Source organism: Oceanobacillus longus (assembly GCF_042650085.1).
Taxonomy (GTDB): Bacteria; Bacillota; Bacilli; order Bacillales; family Amphibacillaceae; genus Oceanobacillus; species Oceanobacillus longus.
In genome coordinates, this window is sequence record NZ_JBHSAO010000011.1 from 312,521 (window position 1) to 337,328 (window position 24,808).

19 protein-coding genes and 1 riboswitch are annotated in these 24,808 nt (G+C 35.1%); of the genes, 10 read left to right on the forward strand and 9 right to left on the reverse strand.

Annotated elements, in window-relative coordinates; all coding sequences use genetic code 11:
* Nucleotides 1-2 precede the first annotated feature (2 nt).
* The 5 genes from ACFOUV_RS15445 to ACFOUV_RS15465 all read left to right on the forward strand — a co-directional run bounded on the left by ACFOUV_RS15445 (nt 3) and on the right by ACFOUV_RS15465 (nt 5,902).
* Complete coding sequence (locus ACFOUV_RS15445; RefSeq protein ID WP_379497679.1) at nt 3-1,253, forward strand: lactate racemase domain-containing protein; 1,251 nt, start codon at nt 3-5, stop codon at nt 1,251-1,253.
* 12 nt (nt 1,254-1,265) lie between these two features.
* Nucleotides 1,266-2,696 carry an aldehyde dehydrogenase family protein gene (locus tag ACFOUV_RS15450; protein ID WP_379497680.1) on the forward strand — a complete coding sequence of 477 codons (1,431 nt, stop codon included), beginning with the start codon at nt 1,266-1,268 and terminating at the stop codon, nt 2,694-2,696.
* Nucleotides 2,697-2,713: 17 nt separating this feature from the next.
* Nucleotides 2,714-3,919: a hydroxyacid-oxoacid transhydrogenase gene (locus ACFOUV_RS15455; RefSeq protein ID WP_379497681.1), complete on the forward strand. Its 1,206-nt coding sequence runs from the start codon at nt 2,714-2,716 to the stop codon at nt 3,917-3,919.
* 15 nt (nt 3,920-3,934) lie between these two features.
* On the forward strand, nt 3,935-4,834 hold the full coding sequence (locus tag ACFOUV_RS15460) for a fumarylacetoacetate hydrolase family protein (RefSeq protein WP_379497682.1): 900 nt from the start codon (nt 3,935-3,937) through the stop codon (nt 4,832-4,834).
* Between the two features lie 336 nt (nt 4,835-5,170).
* Nucleotides 5,171-5,902 carry an HNH endonuclease gene (locus tag ACFOUV_RS15465; RefSeq protein WP_379497683.1) on the forward strand — a complete coding sequence of 244 codons (732 nt, stop codon included), beginning with the start codon at nt 5,171-5,173 and terminating at the stop codon, nt 5,900-5,902.
* Between the two features lie 639 nt (nt 5,903-6,541).
* Here the strand turns inward: ACFOUV_RS15465 and ACFOUV_RS15470 are convergent.
* The 3 genes from ACFOUV_RS15470 to ACFOUV_RS15480 all read right to left on the reverse strand — a co-directional run bounded on the left by ACFOUV_RS15470 (nt 6,542) and on the right by ACFOUV_RS15480 (nt 10,502).
* Entirely contained in the window at nt 6,542-9,514 is a 2,973-nt protein-coding gene (locus tag ACFOUV_RS15470; protein ID WP_379497684.1) for an EAL domain-containing protein, read from the reverse strand.
* A 431-nt stretch (nt 9,515-9,945) separates the two neighbouring features.
* Nucleotides 9,946-10,311: a response regulator gene (locus ACFOUV_RS15475; RefSeq protein ID WP_379497685.1), complete on the reverse strand. Its 366-nt coding sequence runs from the start codon at nt 10,309-10,311 to the stop codon at nt 9,946-9,948.
* The gene (locus ACFOUV_RS15480; protein ID WP_379497686.1) at nt 10,308-10,502 is read right to left on the reverse strand and encodes a Spo0E family sporulation regulatory protein-aspartic acid phosphatase; all 195 of its coding nucleotides are present in this window, start codon (nt 10,500-10,502) and stop codon (nt 10,308-10,310) included. The genes ACFOUV_RS15475 and ACFOUV_RS15480 overlap by 4 nt, the downstream gene beginning before the upstream one ends.
* A 94-nt stretch (nt 10,503-10,596) precedes the next feature.
* Nucleotides 10,597-10,682, reverse strand: a riboswitch (cyclic di-GMP riboswitch).
* Nucleotides 10,683-11,087: 405 nt separating this feature from the next.
* Here ACFOUV_RS15480 and ACFOUV_RS15485 point away from each other — a divergent pair.
* A complete protein-coding gene (locus ACFOUV_RS15485) occupies nt 11,088-12,233 on the forward strand; it encodes an HNH endonuclease (protein WP_379497687.1) in 1,146 nt (381 codons plus the stop codon).
* Nucleotides 12,234-12,334: 101 nt separating this feature from the next.
* Here ACFOUV_RS15485 and ACFOUV_RS15490 read toward each other — a convergent pair whose 3' ends face one another.
* Entirely contained in the window at nt 12,335-13,168 is an 834-nt protein-coding gene (locus tag ACFOUV_RS15490) for a nuclease-related domain-containing protein (RefSeq protein ID WP_379497688.1), read from the reverse strand.
* A 137-nt stretch (nt 13,169-13,305) separates the two neighbouring features.
* On the opposite strand from ACFOUV_RS15490, the gene ACFOUV_RS15495 reads away from it, so the two are divergent.
* The 3 genes from ACFOUV_RS15495 to ACFOUV_RS15505 all read left to right on the forward strand — a co-directional run bounded on the left by ACFOUV_RS15495 (nt 13,306) and on the right by ACFOUV_RS15505 (nt 16,798).
* Nucleotides 13,306-14,409 (forward strand): DUF6710 family protein, encoded by a 1,104-nt coding sequence (locus ACFOUV_RS15495; protein ID WP_379497689.1) that lies wholly within the window; start codon nt 13,306-13,308, stop codon nt 14,407-14,409.
* Between the two features lie 194 nt (nt 14,410-14,603).
* Nucleotides 14,604-16,475: a DEAD/DEAH box helicase gene (locus ACFOUV_RS15500; RefSeq protein WP_379497690.1), complete on the forward strand. Its 1,872-nt coding sequence runs from the start codon at nt 14,604-14,606 to the stop codon at nt 16,473-16,475.
* A complete protein-coding gene (locus ACFOUV_RS15505) occupies nt 16,472-16,798 on the forward strand; it encodes a hypothetical protein (protein WP_379497691.1) in 327 nt (108 codons plus the stop codon). Before ACFOUV_RS15500 ends, ACFOUV_RS15505 begins: the two co-directional genes overlap by 4 nt.
* A 259-nt stretch (nt 16,799-17,057) precedes the next feature.
* Here the strand turns inward: ACFOUV_RS15505 and ACFOUV_RS15510 are convergent, their stop codons facing one another.
* The 5 genes from ACFOUV_RS15510 to ACFOUV_RS15530 all read right to left on the reverse strand — a co-directional run bounded on the left by ACFOUV_RS15510 (nt 17,058) and on the right by ACFOUV_RS15530 (nt 23,795).
* Nucleotides 17,058-17,975: a hypothetical protein gene (locus tag ACFOUV_RS15510; protein ID WP_379497692.1), complete on the reverse strand. Its 918-nt coding sequence runs from the start codon at nt 17,973-17,975 to the stop codon at nt 17,058-17,060.
* A 1,403-nt stretch (nt 17,976-19,378) separates the two neighbouring features.
* A complete protein-coding gene (locus tag ACFOUV_RS15515) occupies nt 19,379-20,755 on the reverse strand; it encodes an MFS transporter (protein ID WP_379497693.1) in 1,377 nt (458 codons plus the stop codon).
* A 26-nt stretch (nt 20,756-20,781) separates the two neighbouring features.
* On the reverse strand, nt 20,782-21,717 hold the full coding sequence (locus tag ACFOUV_RS15520) for a ChbG/HpnK family deacetylase (RefSeq protein ID WP_379497694.1): 936 nt from the start codon (nt 21,715-21,717) through the stop codon (nt 20,782-20,784).
* A 301-nt stretch (nt 21,718-22,018) separates the two neighbouring features.
* Complete coding sequence (locus ACFOUV_RS15525; RefSeq protein WP_379497695.1) at nt 22,019-22,726, reverse strand: helix-turn-helix transcriptional regulator; 708 nt, start codon at nt 22,724-22,726, stop codon at nt 22,019-22,021.
* A gap of 169 nt (nt 22,727-22,895) precedes the next feature.
* The gene (locus ACFOUV_RS15530) at nt 22,896-23,795 is read right to left on the reverse strand and encodes a LysR family transcriptional regulator (RefSeq protein WP_379497696.1); all 900 of its coding nucleotides are present in this window, start codon (nt 23,793-23,795) and stop codon (nt 22,896-22,898) included.
* A gap of 259 nt (nt 23,796-24,054) precedes the next feature.
* Here ACFOUV_RS15530 and fabG point away from each other — a divergent pair, with 259 nt between their 5' ends.
* Entirely contained in the window at nt 24,055-24,798 is a 744-nt protein-coding gene (gene fabG / locus ACFOUV_RS15535) for a 3-oxoacyl-ACP reductase FabG (RefSeq protein WP_379497697.1), read from the forward strand.
* Nucleotides 24,799-24,808: the final 10 nt, after the last annotated feature.

Sequence of the window (24,808 nt, forward strand, 5' to 3'; positions counted from 1 at the left end):
AAATGGATTTACCAAAAGTAGTGAAGATTAAGCAGCATTTTACTGGGCAAAAAGTCAAGAATATCGAAGACGCTGTAGCTGCTGAGTTTTCTAAAGCGGAAATAGAGAAAAAAATAAAACCTAACATGAATATTGCAATTACAGTGGGGAGTAGAGGGATTGCCAATATTGCAAGAGTCATCCGTGCAACTGTTTCAGAAGTGAAAAAGCGTGATGCTCATCCATTTATTGTACCAGCCATGGGGAGCCATGGTGGTGCAAAAGCAGAGGGGCAAATCGAAGTATTAGAAAGCCTTGGTATTACTGAGGAATATTGTGGTGCACCAATACGCGCCACAATGGAAGTCGTGAATTTGGGGAAAACAGAGACTGACGCGAACGTGTATATGGATAAGATTGCTTATGAATCGGACGGTGTTATCCTCGTAAATCGTATTAAATTGCACACAGACTTCAGTTCGAATATAGAAAGTGGTCTAATGAAAATTGCTTCTGTCGGATTAGGAAATCATAAACAAGCATTAGCTATTCATGCGCGTGGGGTGATTGGTTTGAAGCAGGATATGCCGGCAGTGGCGCGTGCGTTATTTGCTTCAGGTAAGATTTTACTTGGAATTGGTCTTGTGGAAAATGCTTTTGAAGAAACTGCAATTGTGGAAGCGATCCCGGTTGAGAAAATTCCAGAAAGAGAAAAGGAATTATTAGAGGAAGCGAAAAATCTATTCCCGAGCCTACCAGTTGATGAACTAGATACATTGCATATTGATGAAATAGGTAAGAACTATAGTGGTTCGGGTATGGATACGAATGTGATTGGACGTTTGTTAATTGATGGGGAGAAAGAACCGGAAAAACCAGACTATCGTTACATCATTGCATCTGATTTAAGTGAGGAGTCACATGGTAACTCTACTGGAATTGGACTCGCAGATTTAACGACAGAAAGATTATACAAAAAAATAGATTTACATAAAATGAACGAAAATGTATTAACTTCTACATTCTTACGAAGAGCATACATCCCAATGGTACGTAAAAGTGATAAGGATGCGATTCTTACTTCTGTTCGATGTATGTACGGTGTGAATACAGAAAATTTTCGCTTCATGCGCATCCGGAATACATTGCATCTGGAAGAAATGTATGTATCTGAAGCTTTAATACCAGTAATTCAAATGCTGGGAAATATTGAAATCCTATCTGAACCAATGGAAATGGAATTTGATGAGGATGGATATTTTACAGATTTTTAGGGGGTATTATGAATGAGTTCACTGGAATTATACGGAAATTTGGTAAATGGTGAATGGACGACAAGCGGTGAGACGTTTGAAGTAAGGAATAAATACACACATGAAGCCTTTGCCAACGTTGCCAAAGCTGATAAGGCTTTAATTAAACAAGCAATCGATAACGCACATGAAACGTTTTACAATCATAAGCTTTCCGTTACAGAAAGATATAATATTTTAATGAAAGCTGCCGAACTATTTGCTGAACGTAAGGAAGAAATTGCGCAAACAATGCTTCAGGAAGCTGGTAAAACAATAACAGATGCACGAACAGAAGTAGAACGTGGTATTCAAACATTTATCGCAGCAGCCGAGGAAGCAAAACAGATTTCCGGGCAAGGTTTACCAATTCAAGGTTCACCAGGTAATGAAGAGAAAATGGCCTTTACGATTCGCGTACCAGTTGGTGTCGTGTGTGCCATTACACCATTCAATTTCCCATTTAATTTAACGGCACATAAAATAGCACCAGCCATTGCTGCGGGTAATACCGTCGTGTTGAAACCAGCTGAGAAGACACCAGTATCAGCAATTAAAATGGCAGAAATTTTAATGGAAGCAGGCTTACCTAAAGGCTTCTTCAATGTCGTGAATGGCTTTGGACATGAAACAGGACCAGTGTTGATGGCAGATGAGCGCATTGCTATGTATACGTTCACAGGCAGTCCAACTGTCGGTAAGATGATTAAAAATAATACAGGAATTCGTAAAGTAACACTTGAGCTAGGAAACAATTCACCTAATATTATTCATCATGATGTAAAAGATCTTGATAGAGCAGTTCAATTAGTTGTGACACGAGGATACTCTAACTCTGGACAAGCTTGTATTTCCGTTCAACGTGTCTATGTACATGAGGATATTTACGAAGACGTTTTACAAAAAGCAAAAGGTGTTGCTGAGTCACTCATTGTTGGTGATCCATCTCTAGATGAAACAAACATCGGCCCCATGATTGGCGTGAACGAAGCAGAGAGAACAGAGAATTGGGTAAATGAAGCTGTTGCACAAGGAGCAGAAATAGTTACTGGCGGTAAACGCGATGGCGCTATTTTCCACCCTACGATTCTTAAAAATGTAACAGAAGATATGAAAGTAATGTGTGAGGAAGTATTTGCACCTGTCATTAGCATCGTCCCTTACAATGATGTGGATAATGTCTTTAAGAGGGTGAATGATTCTAACTTTGGTCTGCAAGTTGGAGTGTTTACATCTGACTTACACTTAGCAATGCGAGCAGCACAAGAGTTGGAATTTGGTGGTGTAAACATTAATGACGTATCTACTTTCCGTGCTGATATTCTACCATATGGTGGTGTGAAAAACAGTGGCGTCGGTAAAGAAGGGCCGAAGAGTACGATCGAAGAAATGACAGACGAGAAAGTAATAACACTTTATATTTAGTAGAGAGGAGGGTTATGATGACAAGAAACATATGGGAATACTTTTCAACACAAAACATTATTTTTGGTAATGGAGCAATCCAAAAGTTAGATAAGGCATTACAACGATTTAATGCAAAAAATATCTTTCTGATTACTGACCAAGGAATTGTGCAGGCGGGAATTCTTGATAAAGTAAAAGCACAATTAGAAAATGATAATTATAATGTAGTCATATATGACAAAGCAGTGCCAGAACCACCAATTGATAGTGTGGTAGAAGCGTATGAGTTTGCGAAAGACAAAACAGATACAGATGTTATTATCGGTCTTGGCGGTGGAAGTAGTATCGATTTAGCAAAAGTTGTAGCCCTGTTAATGGAATATGGGGGGCATCCGAGAGATTACTTTGATGAAGGAAATGTTCCAGGACCGATAGCTCCATTAATTGCGATTCCTACAACAGCAGGTACAGGATCAGAGGTTACTTCTGTAGCGGTTGTAAATGATGTGGAAAACAACTTAAAGGTAGGTATTTCTGATAACTACTTGAGACCAGCTGTGGCATTATTAGATCCCGAGCTAACGGTAGGATTACCACCATATGTAACGGCTTGTTCAGGAATTGATGCCTTGTCACATGCAATCGAAGCATATACTGCAACGGAGTATCGCCATATTAATGCAGAAGGTGAGTTGTTATTCCAAGGTTCATACGCAGTTACAGATGCTCTAGCTGAAAAATCAATTGAATTAATTGCGAATAACCTCGTGTTAGCTGTCCACCAAGGAAGTAACATCGATGCTCGTGCAAACATGTTAGTAGGGAGCTTGCTTGCTGGAATGGCTTTCTCAAATGCAGGCACAGCTTTAGCCCATGCGGCAGCTTATCCAATTGGTGGGAAAGTAAAATCACCACACGGAGAAGTTACAGGGCTATTACTTCCACATGTGATGCGCTATAACAGTGCTGCTGCTAAAGAAAAAATGGTAAAAATCGCAAAAATCTTTGGCTTGGATAGTGGAAATGATAAAGATGGAGACTTAGGATCTGCTGCTGCAGATGCAGTGGAAAAATTATTATTAGATATTGGACTTCCGACACGTCTATCACAAATTGGTATTAAAGAGTCTGATTTAGAAGAAATTGCAGAGAAGACATTACCCGCCAAACGGATGGTGAGAAACAATCCTAGAGTTCCTAACAAAGAAAACCTCATAACATTTTTACAATCAAGCTTTTGAATGGGGAGATAAGATATGAGAACAATAGCTTTTATGCAAGATGGTAGAGAAAAATTAGGTGTTGTTACAAATAGGGGAGTACTGGATGTAGAGCTAGCTGCAGAGCGCTTCGATCAACTAAAAATGAATCCATCCCAGCCACAAACGGTGATGAATTTGATAAAAGGGGGAAGTGCAGCTCGCAATGCGTTAGAAGCATTGACAGAGCTTGCAATTGCTGAACAAGATGAAAGTGTATTTTTGCAGGAAGAAGAAATTCAGTATTTACCAAGCGTAACGAATCCAGAAAAAATTCTTTGTGTTGGTTTAAATTATAAAAATCACGCAGATGGTTCGAAAATGGAACTTCCAGAAAAACCGATTATTTTTAGTAAGTTTAAAAATGCATTATGTGCGCATCAAGAAGAGATTTCATTATCTGATAATGCAAATCAATTCGATTATGAAGCTGAATTAGCAATCGTTATTGGAAAAACCGGAAAATACATAGAACAGGAAGATGCATTATCTTACGTATACGGTTATACGATTGGTAATGACTTTTCAGCACGAGACTTACAATTTGCTAGCTCACAATGGCTGCTTGGAAAAAACGGTGATAAATTTTGCCCGTTAGGACCTGAACTTGTAACAGCGGATGAAATCGAAAATCCACAAAACTTAAAGATAAAAACTTATATTAATAACGAAATAAGACAAGATGGCTGTACAAAGGATATGATTTTTCCATGCGATGAGATTATTAGTTATATTTCAAAGCATATGACCTTACAACCTGGAGATGTCATTCTAACTGGTACTCCAGAGGGTGTTGTAATGGAGAAAGAAAAACATGAACAACAATGGTTGAAGAGTGGGGATAACATCAAAATAGAAATTGAGAGATTGGGGAAAATCGAAAATAATCTAAAATAAATAGATCACTAGCGTTCCATAAATTTCGGTGGTAAGTTCTTTGATATAACGAACTTGTTTTGGTGTTTGTATTTGGTTAAGAAATTTTCTAGCATTGATAGGTATAATCTTTTATCAAATGCTGATTTTATAGTGTTCTTGTTCATAATATTGTTGCTATATTGGATTCGGAGAGTTCATCCTTTTATGGTTCCTATCCGCACAGCCAGCGTACCATGGACAATCACTTCCTAAATTCCGCTGGCGAGCCAGCCATTCCAATTGATGCTTTATCAGCGGCCTTCTATAGAGTATTAAAGTACTACCGTAATGATTAGTTTGAAAAGGGGTAACGATATGAATCAACAAGAGAGAGAGCCTATAAGTTCTGAGATAAAAAGAGAAGTAAGACAAAGATGTGGTTTTGGTTGTGTTATATGTGGAAACCCAATTTACGAGTACGACCATATAGAAGAATGGTCTGTGGTAAAAGAACATAAAGCTGAAAATTTAACTTTACTATGTCCCCAACATCATAGTGAAAAAACAAAAAAACTCTTACCAAAAAGTACGGTGATTAAATTTGATAAAAATCCCTATTGCAAAATAAACAAGAAAACTAATGTATTACACCTTTTCTATGATGGTTATGAGAACATTTTTGATATAGGAAGTAACGTATTTACTTTTACAAATGATTCTTCTTTGTACAAGAATATCCCTCTGATTGTATTTGGTAAAGAGATTATGAGTTTTAGACTTGAAGATGAGCATTTGTTATTGAACATGGATTTATTTGATCAATTTAATAATAAAATTTTAGAAATTCAAGATAACGAATTAACATATAGTACAGAGTTTTGGGATATAAGATTAGTAGGAAATAAACTTACGATTAATCAAGAATTTAGGAATGTATTTTTTGAAATTGAATTTGTTACGCCTAATAAACTAAAAATTTCCAAAGCTGATATTTTTTATAACAGTCAACTGATAAAAGTTAAACCAACTGCAATAGTGTTGCCGGGAAATATAACGATAAGCGGGAGTACATTTATAGATAATAAGTACGGGATAGTCATTGGCTGATGATAAAAGCGTTAAATAATGCTGCCTGACCCCCACGGCTTTAAAGCTCTAAAGTAAATTATCTAGAAGTTACAAGAATCGATGAGGGTTAATCGCATTGATTTTTGCCAACATGATAAATCAGTAAACGGTGAATGAAGAAGGGCATCGGTTAGATATATGTAAGCTCAAAAGACCCCCACCTAGCTATTAGATGTGGGTCTGGTTTATATTGTGATTATGCTTATGTAGCTGGAATATAGCAATGATCAGGAATAGAAGCTGACCAAGGAAGCAATTGAACTATAGCTTCTGGATGAGTAGTATCTATATCCGGTAGTTGTTGTAATAGATATTTGAGATATTCAACTGGCTGAGGTCCGTTGGTATATCTATCATTTCCCCACCGCTTTTCCCGTCAGATAATGTGATAGAGAGGCAGGTAAGCCGCCTTTTTCTACGAAGTAACTATACATTGTATTGCCTAAAAAAGAATATTCTTAAAAGAGCGCACCTTATTATCTGATACTCTATTAAATATCTCTGCTATGATTGGATAATATGATTTCATACTTTCTCTAATAGCGTTTACTGCATGAGAATCACCATTTTGAATGGCAACCAACAAAGCCTCCCTTTTCAAGATAGTAGATATAAATTCTATGTAAGCTGTTTATGTAAATAAGAAAAGGAATCTTCATAAACAAAATCTGTATTAGGAATTTGTTGATTCGTATTTTGTAAAACACTCAACTGATTAATTAATGGCGCTAAACGATCTTCATCATAGGTATTTAAGTTGAATTTAACACCATAGAAAAACATATCTCCTTTGGCATCATTTTTCCATGTCAAAGTACCTTCTAATTCAAACAATTCATTCATAAGGGTAAAAGCAAACATAAATTTCATATCGGAATTAATAGGCAGTTTTAATAAAGATACTATTTTTATTCCACCCAAACTAATATTTTCTATTAAAATTGGTGTTGCACCAAGACTTACTTTACGATGATTTACTTCTGTGATAGTCATATTTCCAAGCACACGATATGGGAATTCAAATCGATAAAACGCTCTACGTTCAACTTCAGGTATCAATGAAAGTTTCTTTTTACTCGGTAATAAATAACCAGTTTGTAGCATTTGTTCAAACGTTTCTAAGGCAACTGGTTTGGAAAATAAATATCCCTGAATAATATCACATTCATTTTGTTTCAGAAACTCTAATTGTTCATACTCTTCAACACCCTCTGCTACCACTTTTAAACCTAATCCCTTAGCAAGATGCATAGTAGAAGAGACAATTGCTGCATCTACTTTGTTCTCATCAGTAATATGTTGTACGAAAATTTTATCAATCTTTAAGGTGTCCGCGTGGATTTCTCGCAAATATTGCAACGAAGAATAACCTGTACCGAAATCATCAATGGCAATAGTCGTACCAATACTTTTTAAGTCCTCTAACGTGCTAAGAACTGTATGATCGGACTTTAAAAGCGATTCTTCTGTGATTTCAAACTCCAAATAGTTGCCCGGAATTTGGTACAGCTCCAACTGTTGTTTAACGTATTCTACCAATCCTTTTTTCATTAAACGAATGGGGGATAAATTGATCGCTATCGGACGTAATGTAAGGCCTTTTTCTTTCCATTCTTTAAGTTGGACGCAAACTTCCTTTATCACCCAATCACCTAAATCATTAATAAAATGATTTTCTTCTGCGATGGGAATAAATTCTCCAGGTGAAACAAGTCCCCATTCATGATGATTCCATCGCAGTAGTGCCTCTGCTCCTACAATAATTCCTTCTGTGTTCACTTTTGGCTGGTAATAGATTTCAAATTCTTCATTTTTGAGAGCCTTTCTCATATCTTTATCCAAAATATATTTCTTATAAGATGATATATCTTTCATATCGGAATATATCTTATAATTGTTTTTCCCCTGTCTTTTTGCACGATACAAGGCGGAATGGGCATTCTCAATTAATGTTAGTTTGCTTTCTCCATGTTCTGGGAAGAAACTAATTCCAATACTCGTTGTAATTTGTATATCAAATTCTTCTATCGTTACTGGTTTTTGAATGTGTTTCATTAATTGCTCAGCTAAACGAAAAATAGAATCTTTATCTTTGTAATTTTCCATCACAATTACAAAGTCAGTGCCACTGATACGTGATATATAACCTTCTTGGGAAATAATCGCTATAAGTCCACTTGCTACTTCCTTTAGTAATTCGTCCCCAACATGATAACCTAATGAATCGTTGATCACGTTAAATCGATCTAAATCTAAATACAAAAGAGCAAATGGCTGGTTCGCTTGACAAAGTGAATCGAGTTTATTATAAAGGCCATGTTGGTTTGGCATATTGGTAAGTGCATCATGATAAGCAAGGAAGTTAAGTTTATCATGCATTTCTAATTCATCGGTGATATCTAGTACCATTCCAAAAAGATAAGCTATTTCACCTTCATCATTCATCCAAGGAAATGTCTGTTCCTGAAGCCATTTTGTTTTTCCGTCTGGACATTCAATCTCGAAAGTATTTTGTGTTATTTGTCCTTTTTTCAATAAATTAATACTTTCTATTAACATCGTACGATAATCAGGGCTAACCATTTGTTTCCAGTAATCAGGGTCTTCATATATCCTTTTTAAAGGGCATTTTAGAATATCCACGAGCCCTTTTGAAGCAAATACCATTTTTCCTTCCGTGTTTTCTCGCAACCATATTCCAGCCTTTAAGTGATCATAGATATGCTGTAAATTGGTAATCTGATTCTTTAATTCATTTTCTAACCGTTTATAAGAAGTATCGTCTTTGATCACGCCTACCAATCTATAAGGAATACCATCCTTCTTGATACATTCAGCCTGAGCGGTTATATACCGCAGTTCATTTGTTTTGCCATGAAGGATTCGGAATTCAGTGGCAAAGCTATTTCCTTTTTTCGTTGACTCATCAAATTTTTGGCGAGTCAACGAATAGTCTTTTGAATGGACCAATGTAAAAAGCCTTTCTATTGAGATATTTTCAGATTCATCTATACCAATTGTATCAAAAAGGTTTATCGAACAATCGAATTTATCATCATTAATGATATACTCCCAACTGCCAACCGCAGCAATCTGCTGGGAGTGATTTAAATGTTTTTTCATCCGTTCTAATGACTGTTCGAGCTGCACGTGTTCCGTTAAATCGTTAATGATTAAGTAAATGCCCTCTACATGATTGTTATTTATACGAATGGGAATAAAAGTAAGTAATAGCTGTATTTGTTGACCGTTATTTTTGTTCACTTCTATTTCTATATTTTCAGATTTACCGCCTAATGTGTTAGTAAATAGAGTATCTAGTCTTTCAGAGGTCGATTCTGGAAATAAATGAAGAAAATCATTCTTTGTTTGTAGTCGAGACCCTAATAATTCAATGAGCCTTTTGCTAGTTTGGGAAATAATATCCCCATATGGTGAAAAAGCAATAATTAAATCTGGATGGTTGAATGCCAAAGAAGGAAGGGGGAGACTTAATGCGTTTCCCTTCGTGTTTTGCTTATCAATTGCATGATTATTAGAATATATATTTCTTTTAAACAGATTTCGGAATTTTGATTTTTTTATTGACATGTAATATGTCCCTCCTAAACGTAGATGATTACTACTAAACTAAATAATGTCGATGAAGTAAGAACAGTTGATGTTATACAGGATTTAACGAGAGTTCAGTAGGGGATTACAGGGGCAATATTACTGTCACACATGGTTACTATTGATATCTCATGAAATGATACTACATTACTTTAGGAACCCGTCTATATTAATATTCCCTTTTTAATTAAACGTGTGATCTTTTCTATGGATATACCTGTATTTATAGATACATCTATGGCATTTGAATTTGGATGTGTTAATAAAAACGCTTTTACCTCTTGGATATTATTTTGTTCCGCGTCGTAGCATTCGTTACACAAATCATTCATTAAAACACCAATCTTCCCACAGTATATACATGAACCATAATTCTTCATTGTTTAACCCCTCTAACCTTAATGAAGTTCCTAACTTGTGATATTGTTCAGTTTCTCTAACATATTTATCAGATTATCAAAATTCGGTTTAACAATAAAATCCATCGCCCCTAGCTGCAAGCCTTGAATAACATTTGATTCTGTACCCATCGCAGAACATAGAATCACTTTTGCCTTAGAATCAAACTCCATAATTCTTTTCAATGCAGTTAATCCATTTACATTTGGCATGGTAATGTCGAGGATAACAATATCCGGTTTTATATGTTTATATCGTTCAAGCGCTATTTGGCCATCAGTTGCTTCTACAATGTCCTGATATCCGTATTGTTGAAGTATGCTTATTAACCAATTTCTCATAAATTTTGAATCATCCGCAATTAATATAGTACTCATGTCGTACTTTGTTTTCCTGATGGAGTCATTCGTTGGTGTTGTACAATTAACTCATCTAATTTTTGACTGCATTCCAATGTCTTTTCACTATCAAGACCGAACCTTGCAGCTGTCATTAACATTGTTTCTCTCTTATCATTAATCATCTCCAGCAAGTACTCTTTTGTTTCCTCGTTATGTGTAACTAACATTATGATTCCTCCTTCAAGCTTTTAACTGTTTTTATGTAAAGACACTCAAAAAGGCGAACCAAAGAAAATTGGCTCACCTTTAAGATTCGCAATCTTCGGTAACTAGGCTACCATAGCTAAATAAGCTTTAGGTCCTTGGTTTTGCGTCCTTATCTTTCAATAAGTTTGCCATTATCGGATAGAGTATATGAATAGTTATATTGAACTATTATTTATACTATCGACCAGAATAGTAAGACTATAAAGTGTTTTTTACGTATTTATGATTAATTGTATTATTAATGGAAAGAATAGCCCAATCTTTGATAGAAGCCAATGCATTTGCAACCATTATTTGAAGGTGTAGCGTATTACCCGCATGGAATGTTAATAAACTGAAAGTCGCGATGGATGATAGAAATGCTATATTAGCAAAACTCAGGAGCATGAAAGGTGTGTCGCTGAGACAGCTATCAAGGATAACAGGAAATCTAAGAGTGTTATTCAGCGAGTTGATTGACGAGAAGGGCTACTAATTAACTTTAGTAGTAATATATTCATGTTAAAATAAAATTTAGTAGCTTAGAAAGATAGTGAGGGGATACTGTGCATGAAAAACTATTAACTAAAATAAAAGAAGTTCTGGTATCATCGGCAATTAAAAATGAGGTCATTGAATATAGCAGATTAAGTAGAGAAATTGAGGGGGTAATTCCACCAATTAAATTAAATGAACCTTTAGGTGAAATTTCATTAAGTTGTATAAAGAAAGGTTTTCCACCGCTTTCTGCAATTGTTGTTAATCAACAAACACAACTTCCAGGAGAAGGCTTTTTTACGTGGGTAGCTTCACAGATGGGTTACAAAGACTTACCTCATTCAGAATGGTTAGATTTTTTTAATGAACAAAAAGAGGCCGTTTTCAATTGTGATTGGGGCGAATACTTAGATACTGAATCAACCGATAAGAAAAGTAACACTGTTAGCATATTTTCAATAGAGGATCTTAATGAAAGATTGTCCGACACATCATATGTAATAGGGCAAGAGACAAGGTATTACATTTTAACAATAAAAAATTTCCTTGAAACAGCAACTGTTGGCCCCTATCAATATCAGGTTGTGATATTAGAAAATCATCAAGAAATAAGCAAGTATACTTTAGAAGACAAGAATTCAAAACAAATGCTTACCCCTAGTAAGAAAAAAGGATTAGAGCTACTTTTCGAGCAAAACCCAATGGTTAATATTAAAGATATTACTATGGTGCATTACAAGCAGGACCGCTTAAAAGGATCCCCTTGGGAAAAAGAGTCGAGAAACGATCTTGAGGCCCTTTATTACAAATTGGAAAACAAGCGACTCCGCAATATAGTAAAGCATGATGTAGAAACAGAGAAGAAGCAATACGCATCAAACTATAAAGACGGGGAAGTAAAACAATACTATGGAAATCGCTATGAACGTAAAGCGAAAAACCGTCTGAAAGCTATTGAGATCCATGGAACTCAGTGTGCTGTATGTGACTTTAAGTTTAATGATGTTTATGGTGAACTTGGTAAAGATTTTATTGAGATTCATCATGTAAAGCCTTTAAGTACGTTAGATGGAGCAATTGAAATTGATGCTGAGAATGATTTAGTACCAGTTTGTCCTAATTGCCACCGCATGCTCCACCGGAAAAGAGACATGGTATTGTCGGTCGAGGAATTAAAGGAAATCATACAAAGTCATATTTCAATAAATTCATAACAAATGTCATTTTAAAGATGTATTCTCTTAATAGATTAGCACCCAATTGGGTGCTTAATTATTTGTTAAAGTATTATTCTATATTGTGCATTATGTTTAAGCTAGAGTCTAACGGACAGTTTTTGATGTTCGAAACAATAGATTTTACCGTTGAATGGTTTATTTGATAAGCAATACGTCTTAACTTTAGCTGAAACAGGTTTATTGCAAATGGTACAAGTAGAACTAGAGCTAGTTTTTTCATCTGATGCATTTGTTTTTAACGCACGTTTATGTTCTTCTCTAACCTTTGGATCAGTAATATTAGATTTTGCAAAAGCATTGTAGATATTTGAGATGTCACCTTCAGTTAGGAGAGGTTTTTTGTGATGAATTTTCAATACCGAGACCTTTCGATGGATAAACTCTGATAACTCGATGTCATATACTATAATTTCGTTGGATCCTATTTTACGGTATTCTAAGTCTACTTTAAATGTGCAGCGTTTTGTAAAAGAAACCATGGAGATAAATAAATCATGGTACTTTTTGTCAATAAATGATGATAATGCTTTTATATGCCCGTAGTTTTGTACAAAAGGGTTCATCATTTTAAACTTCCCATTAACCAACCATGTTTTTCGATCTTTCCCGCCATAGATGGTTCCTTGATAGTTTTTAGTTTCAATGGCAAAGATACCGTATGGAGTTAAAACGACATGATCAACTTGTGAATATCCTGATCTTGCTTTGGGATTTTTAACGAGGAGATCGCTTAAATAGCGACAATCCTTTGGTAGCTGATCAAGTTGAATATCTATCTTGTATTCTCCTATTTCACCTTTTCTAGTAGCAACATGTTCATTCGTTCTTTTTGGTTTGGATGAGGTGGCATTAGCTTGTTTTGGTTTGGACTCGTTCTTTTTCCTCTTTAAAAAGTTTAGGAATAATAGCATGATCTTCTCCTTGCTGGTTTGATATACTATTATTGTAACTTTTGTTGGTAAATTTAACCATAACTACTCGTAATGTTATAAGGTTATACAGCTTGAAAAGGGTAGAATTTATGATTTAACTAACGCACAGATGGGAGATGGGTGGTTACCTTTCAACGAATATTGAACAGCTAAGAGAAATGATTGAAGATGTAATTTACAAAATTGAGTACGATGAAGAATCAATTAGTGAGAAGTCAAGGAAATCTTTTGATAGATTTCATGAATGCAGGTGCCTGGCCCATTGGCCTTGCACGTGGGAGAATAACTTCCAATTTGTAAATTTAGTGTATTCTTTATTTACAGGAATTCAAGTAATTTGGGGTCACACCCCCATCGCTTTAGGAGTATTTATTTATTCTCAAGAACTTGTAGTATTTTTTGCCTACCCCATTCATAAGCATTATTTGAAGGGGGACGGTAATTTGTTCTTTAATATAAAGAAGAAAAAGGAGAAAAAGGAGAAAAATGTAAAGCAACAGTTAAAGGAAATCCATAGTAAAATGAATGCAAAGAAGAATAAGAAAGATTTTGATAGTATCATGGAGTTTGCTAACTCTGTATTAGAGCTGACAAAGAAGCTAGAAAATGAAAATGGTCAGTTAAGCCAAGATGTAGAACATCCACTAGTTGATGTCGTTAGATTAGTTGGAAGGAAAATTCAAACGGAATACTTAACTAATTTGCTTTATAAAAAATATGAATCAGAATTAACTAGCTTATTCCCTGAAGAAGTGCTTTTTGATCTACGAACTTCGCTTGCAGAGGATGGTAAGGAATTTGAAGATATAATAACAAAATTAAAGATTGAAAAAACATTATCATTAAATCACGATTTAGTTTTGCCGTGGTCATGGAGAACCTCGCGATTGGTTAATTGTATTGCTCAAATTGGTGAAGGTAGAGCAAATGGGCCTTGGAGACAAGACTTTAACCATAATGTAGATATATGGTTGCCGATGGGTATCGCTTGGGTTTATGGAGGAAATCATTCCATTTCAACTGGGATACTTCAAGGTAAAGGTAGTATTACGCCTGAAGCCATTTATGATATAAGCGCTGTGTATGATTATGTGGATTGCGATGGTGTCAATTATTATCGAAAAGAGGATGGGTTTATAATATCCCAAGTTAAAAATGCTGAAATTGCAGCAATCTTTGAAATAGGTCGATTGATGAAAGAAAGCTCAATAAGCTATTAGAGAAACCCATCGAGTTAGCGTGTATATTTTATACAGCTACTTGATGGGTTAATTTTTAGTATTTAGACACTCCTAATTAAAGTGTTTCAATATTATTCTAGTTAAAAATAATGACTAATTTTGTCGAATGTATGGAAAATATTCAAGTATAATAGATAATAGAAGTAATTTATACTTGAGAGGCGGGTTGAAAAATGAGCTACTTTCTAGATGCACCAGCTAACATTGTAGGTAATAGCTTTTTGAGAGAACCTCAAGAAGATGCATACAGAGCAATATATGATCATATTGTAAATAAGAAAAGTGAAGAACATGCATTAGTTACACTTCCAACCGGAACTGGAAAGACTGGTTTGATGGGGATAGCTCCTTTTAAAATTTCGGAAGGAAGAGTACTAATTATTACTCCGCAGACCGTAATAAGAGATTCTGTTCTAGGATCATTAGACCCTACGCATCCGAAGAATTTCTGGATGTTCTCAAGGGTATTTGATGAGGTCCATCATTTACCTACTTTAATAGAATACGAGAAAACATTAACAGATGAAATAATTCATCAAGCCGATATAGTAGTGTTAAATGTCCATAAATTACAAGAACGTTTGGACTCATCATTGATAAAAAGAGTTAACCCTGACTTTTTCGACATGATAATAATTGATGAAGCACATCATGCTGAAGCCAAAACGTGGAAAAGAGCAATTGAATATTTTGAAGGAAGTAAAGTACTTAAGGTTACTGGTACACCTTTTAGAAGTGACGGTAGAGCCATTGAAGGAAAAGAAATTTACAAATATAGCCTGGCTCAAGCGATGGCAAAAGGATATGTAAAGAGTCTAGAGAAAATTGACCATATCCCTGACCAAATGTTCTTTACGCTTGATAACGACTCAAGTAAGACATATACACTTGATGAACTAAGAGAAGGTCATATAAGAGAAGAAAACTGGATTCAGCGGTCCGTAGCTTTATCAAGAGAAAGCAATGAAAAGATAGTTGATCTTTCTTTAAAGCATTTGAAAGAAAAAAAGGAATTAACAAATAACCCGCATAAAATTATTGCTGTTGCATGTAGTATTAATCACGCAGAGGGTATACAAAAAATTTATAAGGAAAAAGGATTCGAGTCATCAATCGTCCATAGTAAACTAGAAAAGTTTGAGCAAGAAAAGGAGCTTAAAAAAATAAATGACGATAAAGTTGATGTGGTTATTAACGTTGCCATGCTAGGTGAAGGGTATGACCACAAATTCTTATCAATAGCAGCTATTTTCCGTCCATTTAAAACGTTGCTTCCTTATGCTCAATTTATTGGTCGTACTTTAAGGGCTATAGAATCGGAAGATGGAACTTTCACAGAAGAAGATAATACAGCTGTACTTATACATCACAAAGAGTTAGGCTTAGAACCACTATGGGAGTATTATAAAAAGGAAAAAGTTAAGCGAGATGCCATAAAAAAGATTAAAGAAGATACAAACTTAGAACTAGGTGGATCCGGTACAAAAGATTTAACAAAGGGAGAAGCTAATGAATCAGAGGATTTTAGGATTGAAAAAGATACCTTTGTGGAAACTGAATTAATAAGGAAGCGAAAAGAAAAATTAGAAGAAGAAAATAAAAAAATCCGTGAACTTCAAGACCTGTTAGGTATCGATGAAAGCAAAGCCAAGGATTTTATTAGGCAGTCTAAAAAGAGCACTGATACAGAAAGATTGCTTCGTCCTGATAAATTTTACTTCCAAAGAAGAAAAGATTTAGACACGCTAATTCGTGAAGAACTGATACCTGAATTGGTAGCTGACTATAACCTAGATTTGGATGGGGACGAGTTAGTAAAAGGAAGGTATATTTTACCGAGAAAGAGTTATGGCTGGATTTATGGCACTGTTAAAACAAATGGGGCTTTATTAGGGACTTATTTTAATGCATACTTAAAGAATGAATTGAAAGTTCAACGGGACCAATGGACACTAGATCAATATGAAGAAGCGATTGAATTAGCAAAGTCTCTTGATAAGTATATACGTGAAATAGTGGATAAAAATGAGGAGGAAAACAAATGAATGAATTGATTGAACGGTTGTATGATGAACTTTATTCTCCTAAAGTAAATCCTGAAGAATTGATCAACAATGCTACATTACCTAATTATGCGTCTGTAAACTTTGAGTCGAATCAAACTGGCTTAATTGTTACAACAAAATGTATTCTAGCAAATGGTGAAGAGGCTGAGTACAAGTATCAATTTGATAAGGAGAAACGATTACTTACATTGATGGGTAACATTAATGGAGAAATTGATGAAATATACGATCGTAGTAAAGAGGTAGCCAGTAAGTATAAAGAAATAAAAAAGCATATGCAATTCAGAGAACAAGCGGTTTAATTTTATATTTTATCAATATGAGCTCATTGCCTTTAGTAATAAAGGTGAGGGGCTTTTTTGTTTTGACCATTTTTCATTCACCTAAAGATACAGATGCCTGACTCTCCACCGTTTTAAAGCGCTAAAGTGAATTATCTAGAAGTTGTAAGAATCGATAAGAGCTAATTCTGATTCTTACAGCAAGAAGAGATGAATGAAGGGAATGCTAGGATCATTTCATAGTATGAGAGCGTTTTTATTAATTTCGTTAAACACAATGCTAATCGTTGAAAATATCTTCCGATATTGCTTCAATTATTGCGTCATTTAGGGAATCGTTTTGTTGTCCATTCACGGAAAAATACTCATCTATTAACAAGACATATTTATCGACAGTGTATTCCAAGTCAATAATTTGATCTAGTTTATTAATATCCTCTTGCATTAATATCTTTTTTTCTGCCTCCGTCAACGCTACCCAGTCATGACCTGTTTCTATTTCGTCTTCTCCTTTCCAATAGCGTGTGCCTTCTTCTTTGCTTTTGGTTATCTTAATTTCAGCTTGTTCACTCTTATCATCCTCCAAATCAGCGTTATTTTGCGGGTATGATTCAAGGATTTCTTCAATATTGTATTCATTGATGAATATATCAAGTACCTTTTGTACAACCGTTTGTTTTTGATTCATCTGTGTCAGACTATTTTCAATTTCTCCCCCGTTGATACCAGTTTCTACACTGTTTGCTATTGTAAAACCTGCTTCTTGTGTAACGTATAATGCCTCTTCTAAATCAGTGTGTATTTCCACCATACTCTCTGGCACGCTTTCAGTATTGGATGCTTCTATAAGTGGTGCGTATGCAATCTTTATATTGGCACTTTCCAACATTAAAAGGAATAACCATTTTTCCTGTTCTTCAAGAGACATATCCGCTAATTTAAGTTGAAATAACTCTTGAATGTTTTGGGTACTATCGAAGTAACGTTGGATACTGTAATAAGCAAACGCCACGTACTCTTTTTCCGCATCCATCAGTTCTTTATGTATGTTTGTCATTTCTATTTCACTTTTTTCCTTGTTCTTTTTTTCTGACCCCTGTTCGGTAGCAGACGCTTCTTCTTTTTTTGTTCCATCTAGTTTTTCAGCGCAGCCTGTCGTTAAAAGCGCTAGTAATACGAATAATATAAATATTTTCATTATATATGTACCTCCCCTTTTTTAAAACGTTTTCTTTATTATCTTTGACTTGTCATCTTTTATAATGTAGGTACCTAGCCCCCGCCGCTTTTATACAAAATTAATAATTTGTATAATTGATTAACTGATACTGCCACTAGATTCTACCATTCCTGATATGTTATTTACCAATTTGAAAGGGGATTTACAACGCATTGCCTTTGTATTTACCAACCATCATTAGGAAGTAATCCACTTTTCAATATATTCATAGATGTTGTTTAAGAATATTGCGATAATTATAATTGTAGTAACTACATAAAGTGGATGGACGGCTGACCATCTCCCATGAAGGGAGGTGGTATAAAAATGACTATGTAATATATGAAGCAATCATCATTGCGCTGACATCGAGTATAATTCTAGTAAATGTACTAGCACTAGTTGTGCGAATCGTCAAAGAAACAAGAAAAAAGTAACCGTCCTTCGCCTGATCAAAGTTTAGGATAGGTTACTTTTTAAAACTTAACCAAATATTCTGGTCAGCCGCTCTTCATGCGGCATGTAGTTGCTTTGGCTGAGTGTTAGTAGCACTCAGTCTATTTTATTCTATGTTGCTTCTAATCTTATTATACATGAATCCATTACGCTTATGCAATAACTCGTATAATAGGGGAAATCAGGGTTAGAACCATTGACCTTGTAAGCGTGGGAGTAACTTTCAACTTATAGATTTAGTATTATGGGAAAAGAACATTAGTTATTGTTTTTGTTCCTAATTAATCCGTTTTTTAATCTTGTTTGAATTAGCCTATGAGCGAAATCGCAGTAAAAATGTATAACCCAGAGACCCCTGCTACGTTATGCGGATTTACAAATGATGAAACAATAAACCAAGGCTTGTGATTATTTGCCTGTGCTTCACCTTCTAGAGAATTAATTAATCGAACAACCTCTTCGAATGAACGAAATCCCGTACACTTAACCCAGTTGCGCGGATGAAGCTGAATTTCGTGGATTTGACCCATGTGGTTCAAGACCTATGCACCCATCAAAGCCATATGGTAAAAAGGACAATCCTTTTTTATAGATGGAATTCTATAATATCGTAATTACATGAAATGCAGGTGCCTGACCCCCGCCGCTTTAAAGCACTAAAGTAAATTATCTAGAAGTTACAAGAATCGATGAGGGTTAATGCCATTTATTTTTGCCAACATGATAAATCAGTAAGCGCTGAATGAAGAAGGTCATCGGTTAGATATATATAAACCAGACCCACACCTAGTTATTAGATGTGGGTCTGGTTTATATTGTGAAAAAAGCTTCTGTGTTCGGTAGTTGTTGTAATAGATAGTTGAGATATTCAACTGGCTGAGGTCCGTTGGTATATCTATTATTAAATGAAACTTAAATGTGTATCTTTAGGATGCTTTTTGTCTTCTTTCTTCTAGTTCGGCGGAAATTGCTTCTGTTTTTGGTCCAGTTAGGTTGTAAATGAACCCTATACCGATAAGTACAATGATAGCTCCTACAACTGGAATTCCAGTAAACAGATACCTGATATTTTCTGTAACTTGTGGGGTCTGTGAGCTTGCACCAGATACAAACCCAATTGCTCCTAGCCCAAAGCTTGCAGCAGATGAGGCTATACCAGTGCCAACTTTTCTCGAAAAAGTATAAATGGCATAAATGGTACCGTCAAATCTTTTTCCGGTAATATATTCATTATAATCTAAGCAATCGGTTACAATCGCCCAGACAAGGATTTGGAATACGGCCAAGCTAATATTTACGAGCGTAAATAATGCAATAAAGACATACGGATTTGGAATTGGAACGAAAAACAAGAATAACGCTGCAACTAAACTAAATGATCCGGTTGCTAAAATTAAATTCCGCTTACCAAATCGTTTTGTTAATTTGGGAATAAATGGGAATAAAACAAACATAATTGCTATCATTCCAAGCATTAAAAAGGATAGCGCTTGAGGAACACCATAATATTCCTTAAACAGGTGGGCACCTAATTGACCTGCTGCGATTCCTTGTATCATAATGCCGATAGTTGCAACCATAACACCGATTAACGGCCTATTTTTCCCCACTGCTTTTAATACTTCTTTAAATGTGTATTTTTCCTTCTCTTCTTTAGGCCCATCATCCCTAATGCGCTCTGTTGAAAATTTTAACAAGCCAACATAGCAAAGAATCGAAAGTACACCAAAGATTAAACCAATATTAAAGAAAGATTCTGGAATGACATTTCCTGTACTATCAAAGATGAGAAGCGGTACAATTGCCATCGTAAGAATTCCAGGAATTAACGCTCCCATCGTACGGGCACGTGATAATTTTGTACGCTCTACGGAATCTTGTGTGATCACCGCTGCCATCGAACCATAAGGGATAGATACCGCAGTATACGCCATTCCATAGAAAAGGTAAACGACTGTTATCCAAATATGAAGCATTGTTGACGAAAAACTGGATACATCAGCGAATGCAAATAGTGGTGCGAGTGCTAGTGGAAACATAGCAACTTTGATATACGGTTTAAATTTGTCCCCACTTTTTCCAAGCTTCCATCTGTCAGGGATGGATCCCATAATGACATCTGAGAATGCATCCCATATACGTGCAACTAGAAATAACATTCCCATATAATAAGGGCTAACTCCTAATACATACGTACAAAATGTTAGAAAGAATGCATCAATATAAAGATTGACGAAACTTCCTCCCATATCACCAAATGAATATCCGAATTGATCTTTTACTCCAAACTTTTTAGCTTGCATTTAAATACCTCCTTATTTTCAGGTTTTTATGAATTGTACAGGGTGTTCTTAGATGGGATGTCCATATACGGTAAAATATCCTTATAACCAATCAGCTGAATCCTGCTATTTTTCATGTAGTCTTTTAATTCCTTTTTCATAAATACTTCATAGTCACCGATACGGGCAGCAGAATTCCGTTTCAGCCCCCATGACTCAGGAGTATTTTTCATTGGATGGAAGGCAAAATGGGTTAGTTTACCCGGTTGAAAACTATCTAGAATCTGTTTTGCAAGTGCCATACGTTCATCCAAATCAAATGCAGTATTGACAGGGAGACCTGAAATACTATCGACATAAGGGAGTCCACCGCTTGTGATTGCTTCTACTTTTTCAAGGGAAATATCAAACGTTTTTATCAACGTTTGAACCATCGAATTGCCGAGTTCCTGTTGACCTGGTTTAAACAATACAGGTAAAATTTGTTCCTTTTTATAGACATCTGTATACGCATCCATAAATTTACCAGACCAAAGAATGCCACTATGTGCATCAATATGGGTTGGATTTACTCCAAAATTCCTAGCTACTTTAACTTGGGCAAGTACTTCTTTAGCAACGCAATCGGGATCTCCTGTTTTCAGTACTTCTTGCGCATCCTGTTTATAGTAACCGTTTTCATCTATGAAGCCAGAAGATTGGTCAATTGTTGAAACAGGACGCCAACGGTAGGGTTCATATTCACAGTTTAGAACGAGATGCAAGCCAAGATCTAAATTCGGATTTTCCACAGAAACCCTTGCAGCTTCAGGAAACCACGGAGCTGGAACCATCGCGGAACCAGATGAAATCGTTCCAAAATCACTTAGCTCCAAGAAAGCATCGATGGATGATTGGGTTATACCAACATCATCCTGGTGAATAATTGCCACCTTATCTTTTTCGGAAAAGCCCATTTTCTTAAGAATCGGATTTATTGTCATTATAAATTCCCCCTTGATTATTTTTAACTTCAACACAAAATATAATTACTTGAGATCATACTTGGTCCCTGTGCTCATCTGAGCAGCCTATCCGTGTTTGTTGTGCAAACAAACTTACCAAATAAAAAATTTTATTGTAAGCGCTTTACTAACTTGTATTAATAATACATGCAATTTTGAAAAATGGTTTGTCCTATTATAGCCTCTTTTTTATACTAAACTAGCATTTTGTAAGTTAGGTACCAGATTCATTATTAACGTAAAAAGCTTTCTTGCCGATAAAAAATCAGTAAGAAAGCATTTACTTGCGTTTTTCTTTCCTAAAATCTTTTGGGGTAATACCTTCCTCTACTTTAAATATTTTTGAAAAATATTGGGGGGTATCAAACCCAATCGTGACTGCAATATCTGTTATGGAAAGACTGGAATGAATAAGTAGGTCCTTTGCTTCTAAGATTCTTCTTTTTCGCCGGAATTGGCTGATAGTCATTCCTTTCTCTTTCTTAAACGCTCGCATTAAGTGGTTGGGATGCACATGGTTTTTTTTCGCTATATCGTCTATTGTAATGTCTTCCATAAAATTTATATTTATATAATTTACGACTCTATCAACTACGGAAAGGTCTTCATTTGAAAATATACGGAGATTTACGTCAGCGTAATCTTTTAGCATATTTTCTTGGATTTCCTCAAGTTGATCAATGGTCGTTGCATGTTCAATTAAAATCGAATATTTTCCTGTCATATAATGTGATAGAGAGGCAGGTAAGCCGCCTTTTTCTGCGAAGTAACTATACAATGTATTACCTGAAAAAAGAATATTCTTAAATGAGCGCACTTTATTATCTGATACTCTATTAAAAATCTCTGCCATGATTGGATAAAATGGTTTCATACTTTCTCTAATAGCGTTGACTGCATGAGAATCACCATTTTGAATGGCAACCAACAATGCCTCCCTTTTCTTATGACCTTCTTCTATTAACTCTTCTTTTTTATCTTTTTTCATTTTGATCACCTGTATACACTAATTTTTTGAATTCTATTTCAGTTCTACTATAATATGAAAAATTCCTATCTCTTGTTTTTCTCGCATCTCTTAATTGATGCAAAATATAATCATTTGAAAAAAGTACTTTTGTCATTCTCTTCTCTCAGCCCTGTCCCTCCATCCCGCACTACAAATGATTAACTAGTATTTGTATAAATTCTTTGTATATTTTAGGTAAATAGCTGTCTTTTCTTCTTAGGTATCCATAATAATGAATTATTTTTTGGTTTTCTAATTCTAATGGTACAAGCATTCCGGTTGTAAAATAGGGGTCATTTTTTAACGTAATTTTTGTGAAAAAACCGATACCGATTCCTTCAGAAAGTATTTGTTTTCCTGCTAAGGAATTACTAGAAGCAAATAATATATTAAGGTCCCCATATTGTGTAAGTTTTTCTATGATATGTCGTTGTAAAGAATAACCTTTATCGTATAAAAATAACGGATGTTCTACTATTTCTTCAAACGAAATACTATCCCTCATTGCCAATGGAGATTTTTTTCCAACACATGCCATTACAGGACTAGAAACTAAAGGTTTAAATTCTAGTTTATTATGATTTTTAAAAGCATTTTCTTGACTATACGCTACAAATCCTATATCAACTTTTTCATTCAATACATCTTTTGTAATTTGCTCTGAACCATTTTCGGAAATGTTAAAAGTGACTTTCGGAAATGTGTTAATAAAATCAGCTAGTGTCATAGGAAGAAGACTTTGGGAAATTCCAGGTACAGCGGATATTGATAAGGTACCAGTTATTGAATCAGAGTTAGTCGTATTTACCTCTTTAATCTCTTCCAGTTTATTTACGATTTCCTTAATTTTTTTAATGATTATTATTCCTTCTTTTGTCGGAAGTGCACCGAGTCGAGAACGATGAAATAATTTACCACCCCATTCTATTTCCATCGATTTAATGGCCTGACTTATCGTTGGTTGCGATACATGAAGCTTTTCTGCCGCTAGAGATATAGATTCCAATTTTGCAACTTCTAAGATATAAATAAAGTGATCAATTCTCATATGTCCTGTCCTCCTTATATAAAAAAATATTATATTACTATTAAAAATATGCTCTTCACATTAAATATTACTATGTTAATATTTAAATTACTAGGACGGATTAGGAATATTTAAAATTATTTTAAATATTTGTTGAACAACAAAAAGAAAACGCTTACTTTTTGAAAGGTATGTGTTTCGTGCTAATATTATCCTCGCATGAATTTAAAAATTGTTCTGTAATTGGTTCCTAATTAGATTATAAGATGGAGGGATTGCATTGAGTTTTAAGGATAAAGTTGTAGTAATTACGGGTGCTGGAAATGGTATCGGAAAATTAGCTGCACAAAAATTCGCGGAGAACGGTGCTATTGTAGTTCTAAGCGATATCAATGGAGATAATGCTGAACAAAGCGCAACAGAAATTAATGAAAATGGCGGTCAAGCAATGGCGATAAAAGCCGATGTCTCTAATGAAAATGACATAGATAATATGGTTTCGAAGGTTATAGACAAGTATAAAACCATCGATATTCTGATAAACAATGCAGGTTTTACACGAGATTTTCTAATAGGCAAGATGACAATAGATGATTGGGATGCTGTTATAAATACAAGTCTTAAAGGGTGCTTTCTAACAACAAAATATGCTTCTCCTTATATGATTGAAAATAAAGCTGGAAAGATTATAAATATTTCATCGCGAGCGTACTTGGGTAATCCAGGACAAGCAAATTATTCTTCAGCAAAAGCAGGAATTATAGGATTTACGAAAGCTATGGCAAAAGAATTAGGCCGTTATTCTATCAATGTAAATTGCATTGCTCCTGGTTTAACTGAAACAGCTGCACTAAAGGAGCATGAAAAGTATGAAATGATCAAAGAACGTGCGCTGAAAGAAACGCCGTTAAGAAGATTAGGTCAAGCAGAAGATGTCGTGAATGTCATGATGTTTTTAGCATCCGATCAATCTTCATATATTACTGGGGATGTACTACATGTGACTGGTGGTAGATTTGGATAACGCTGGAATA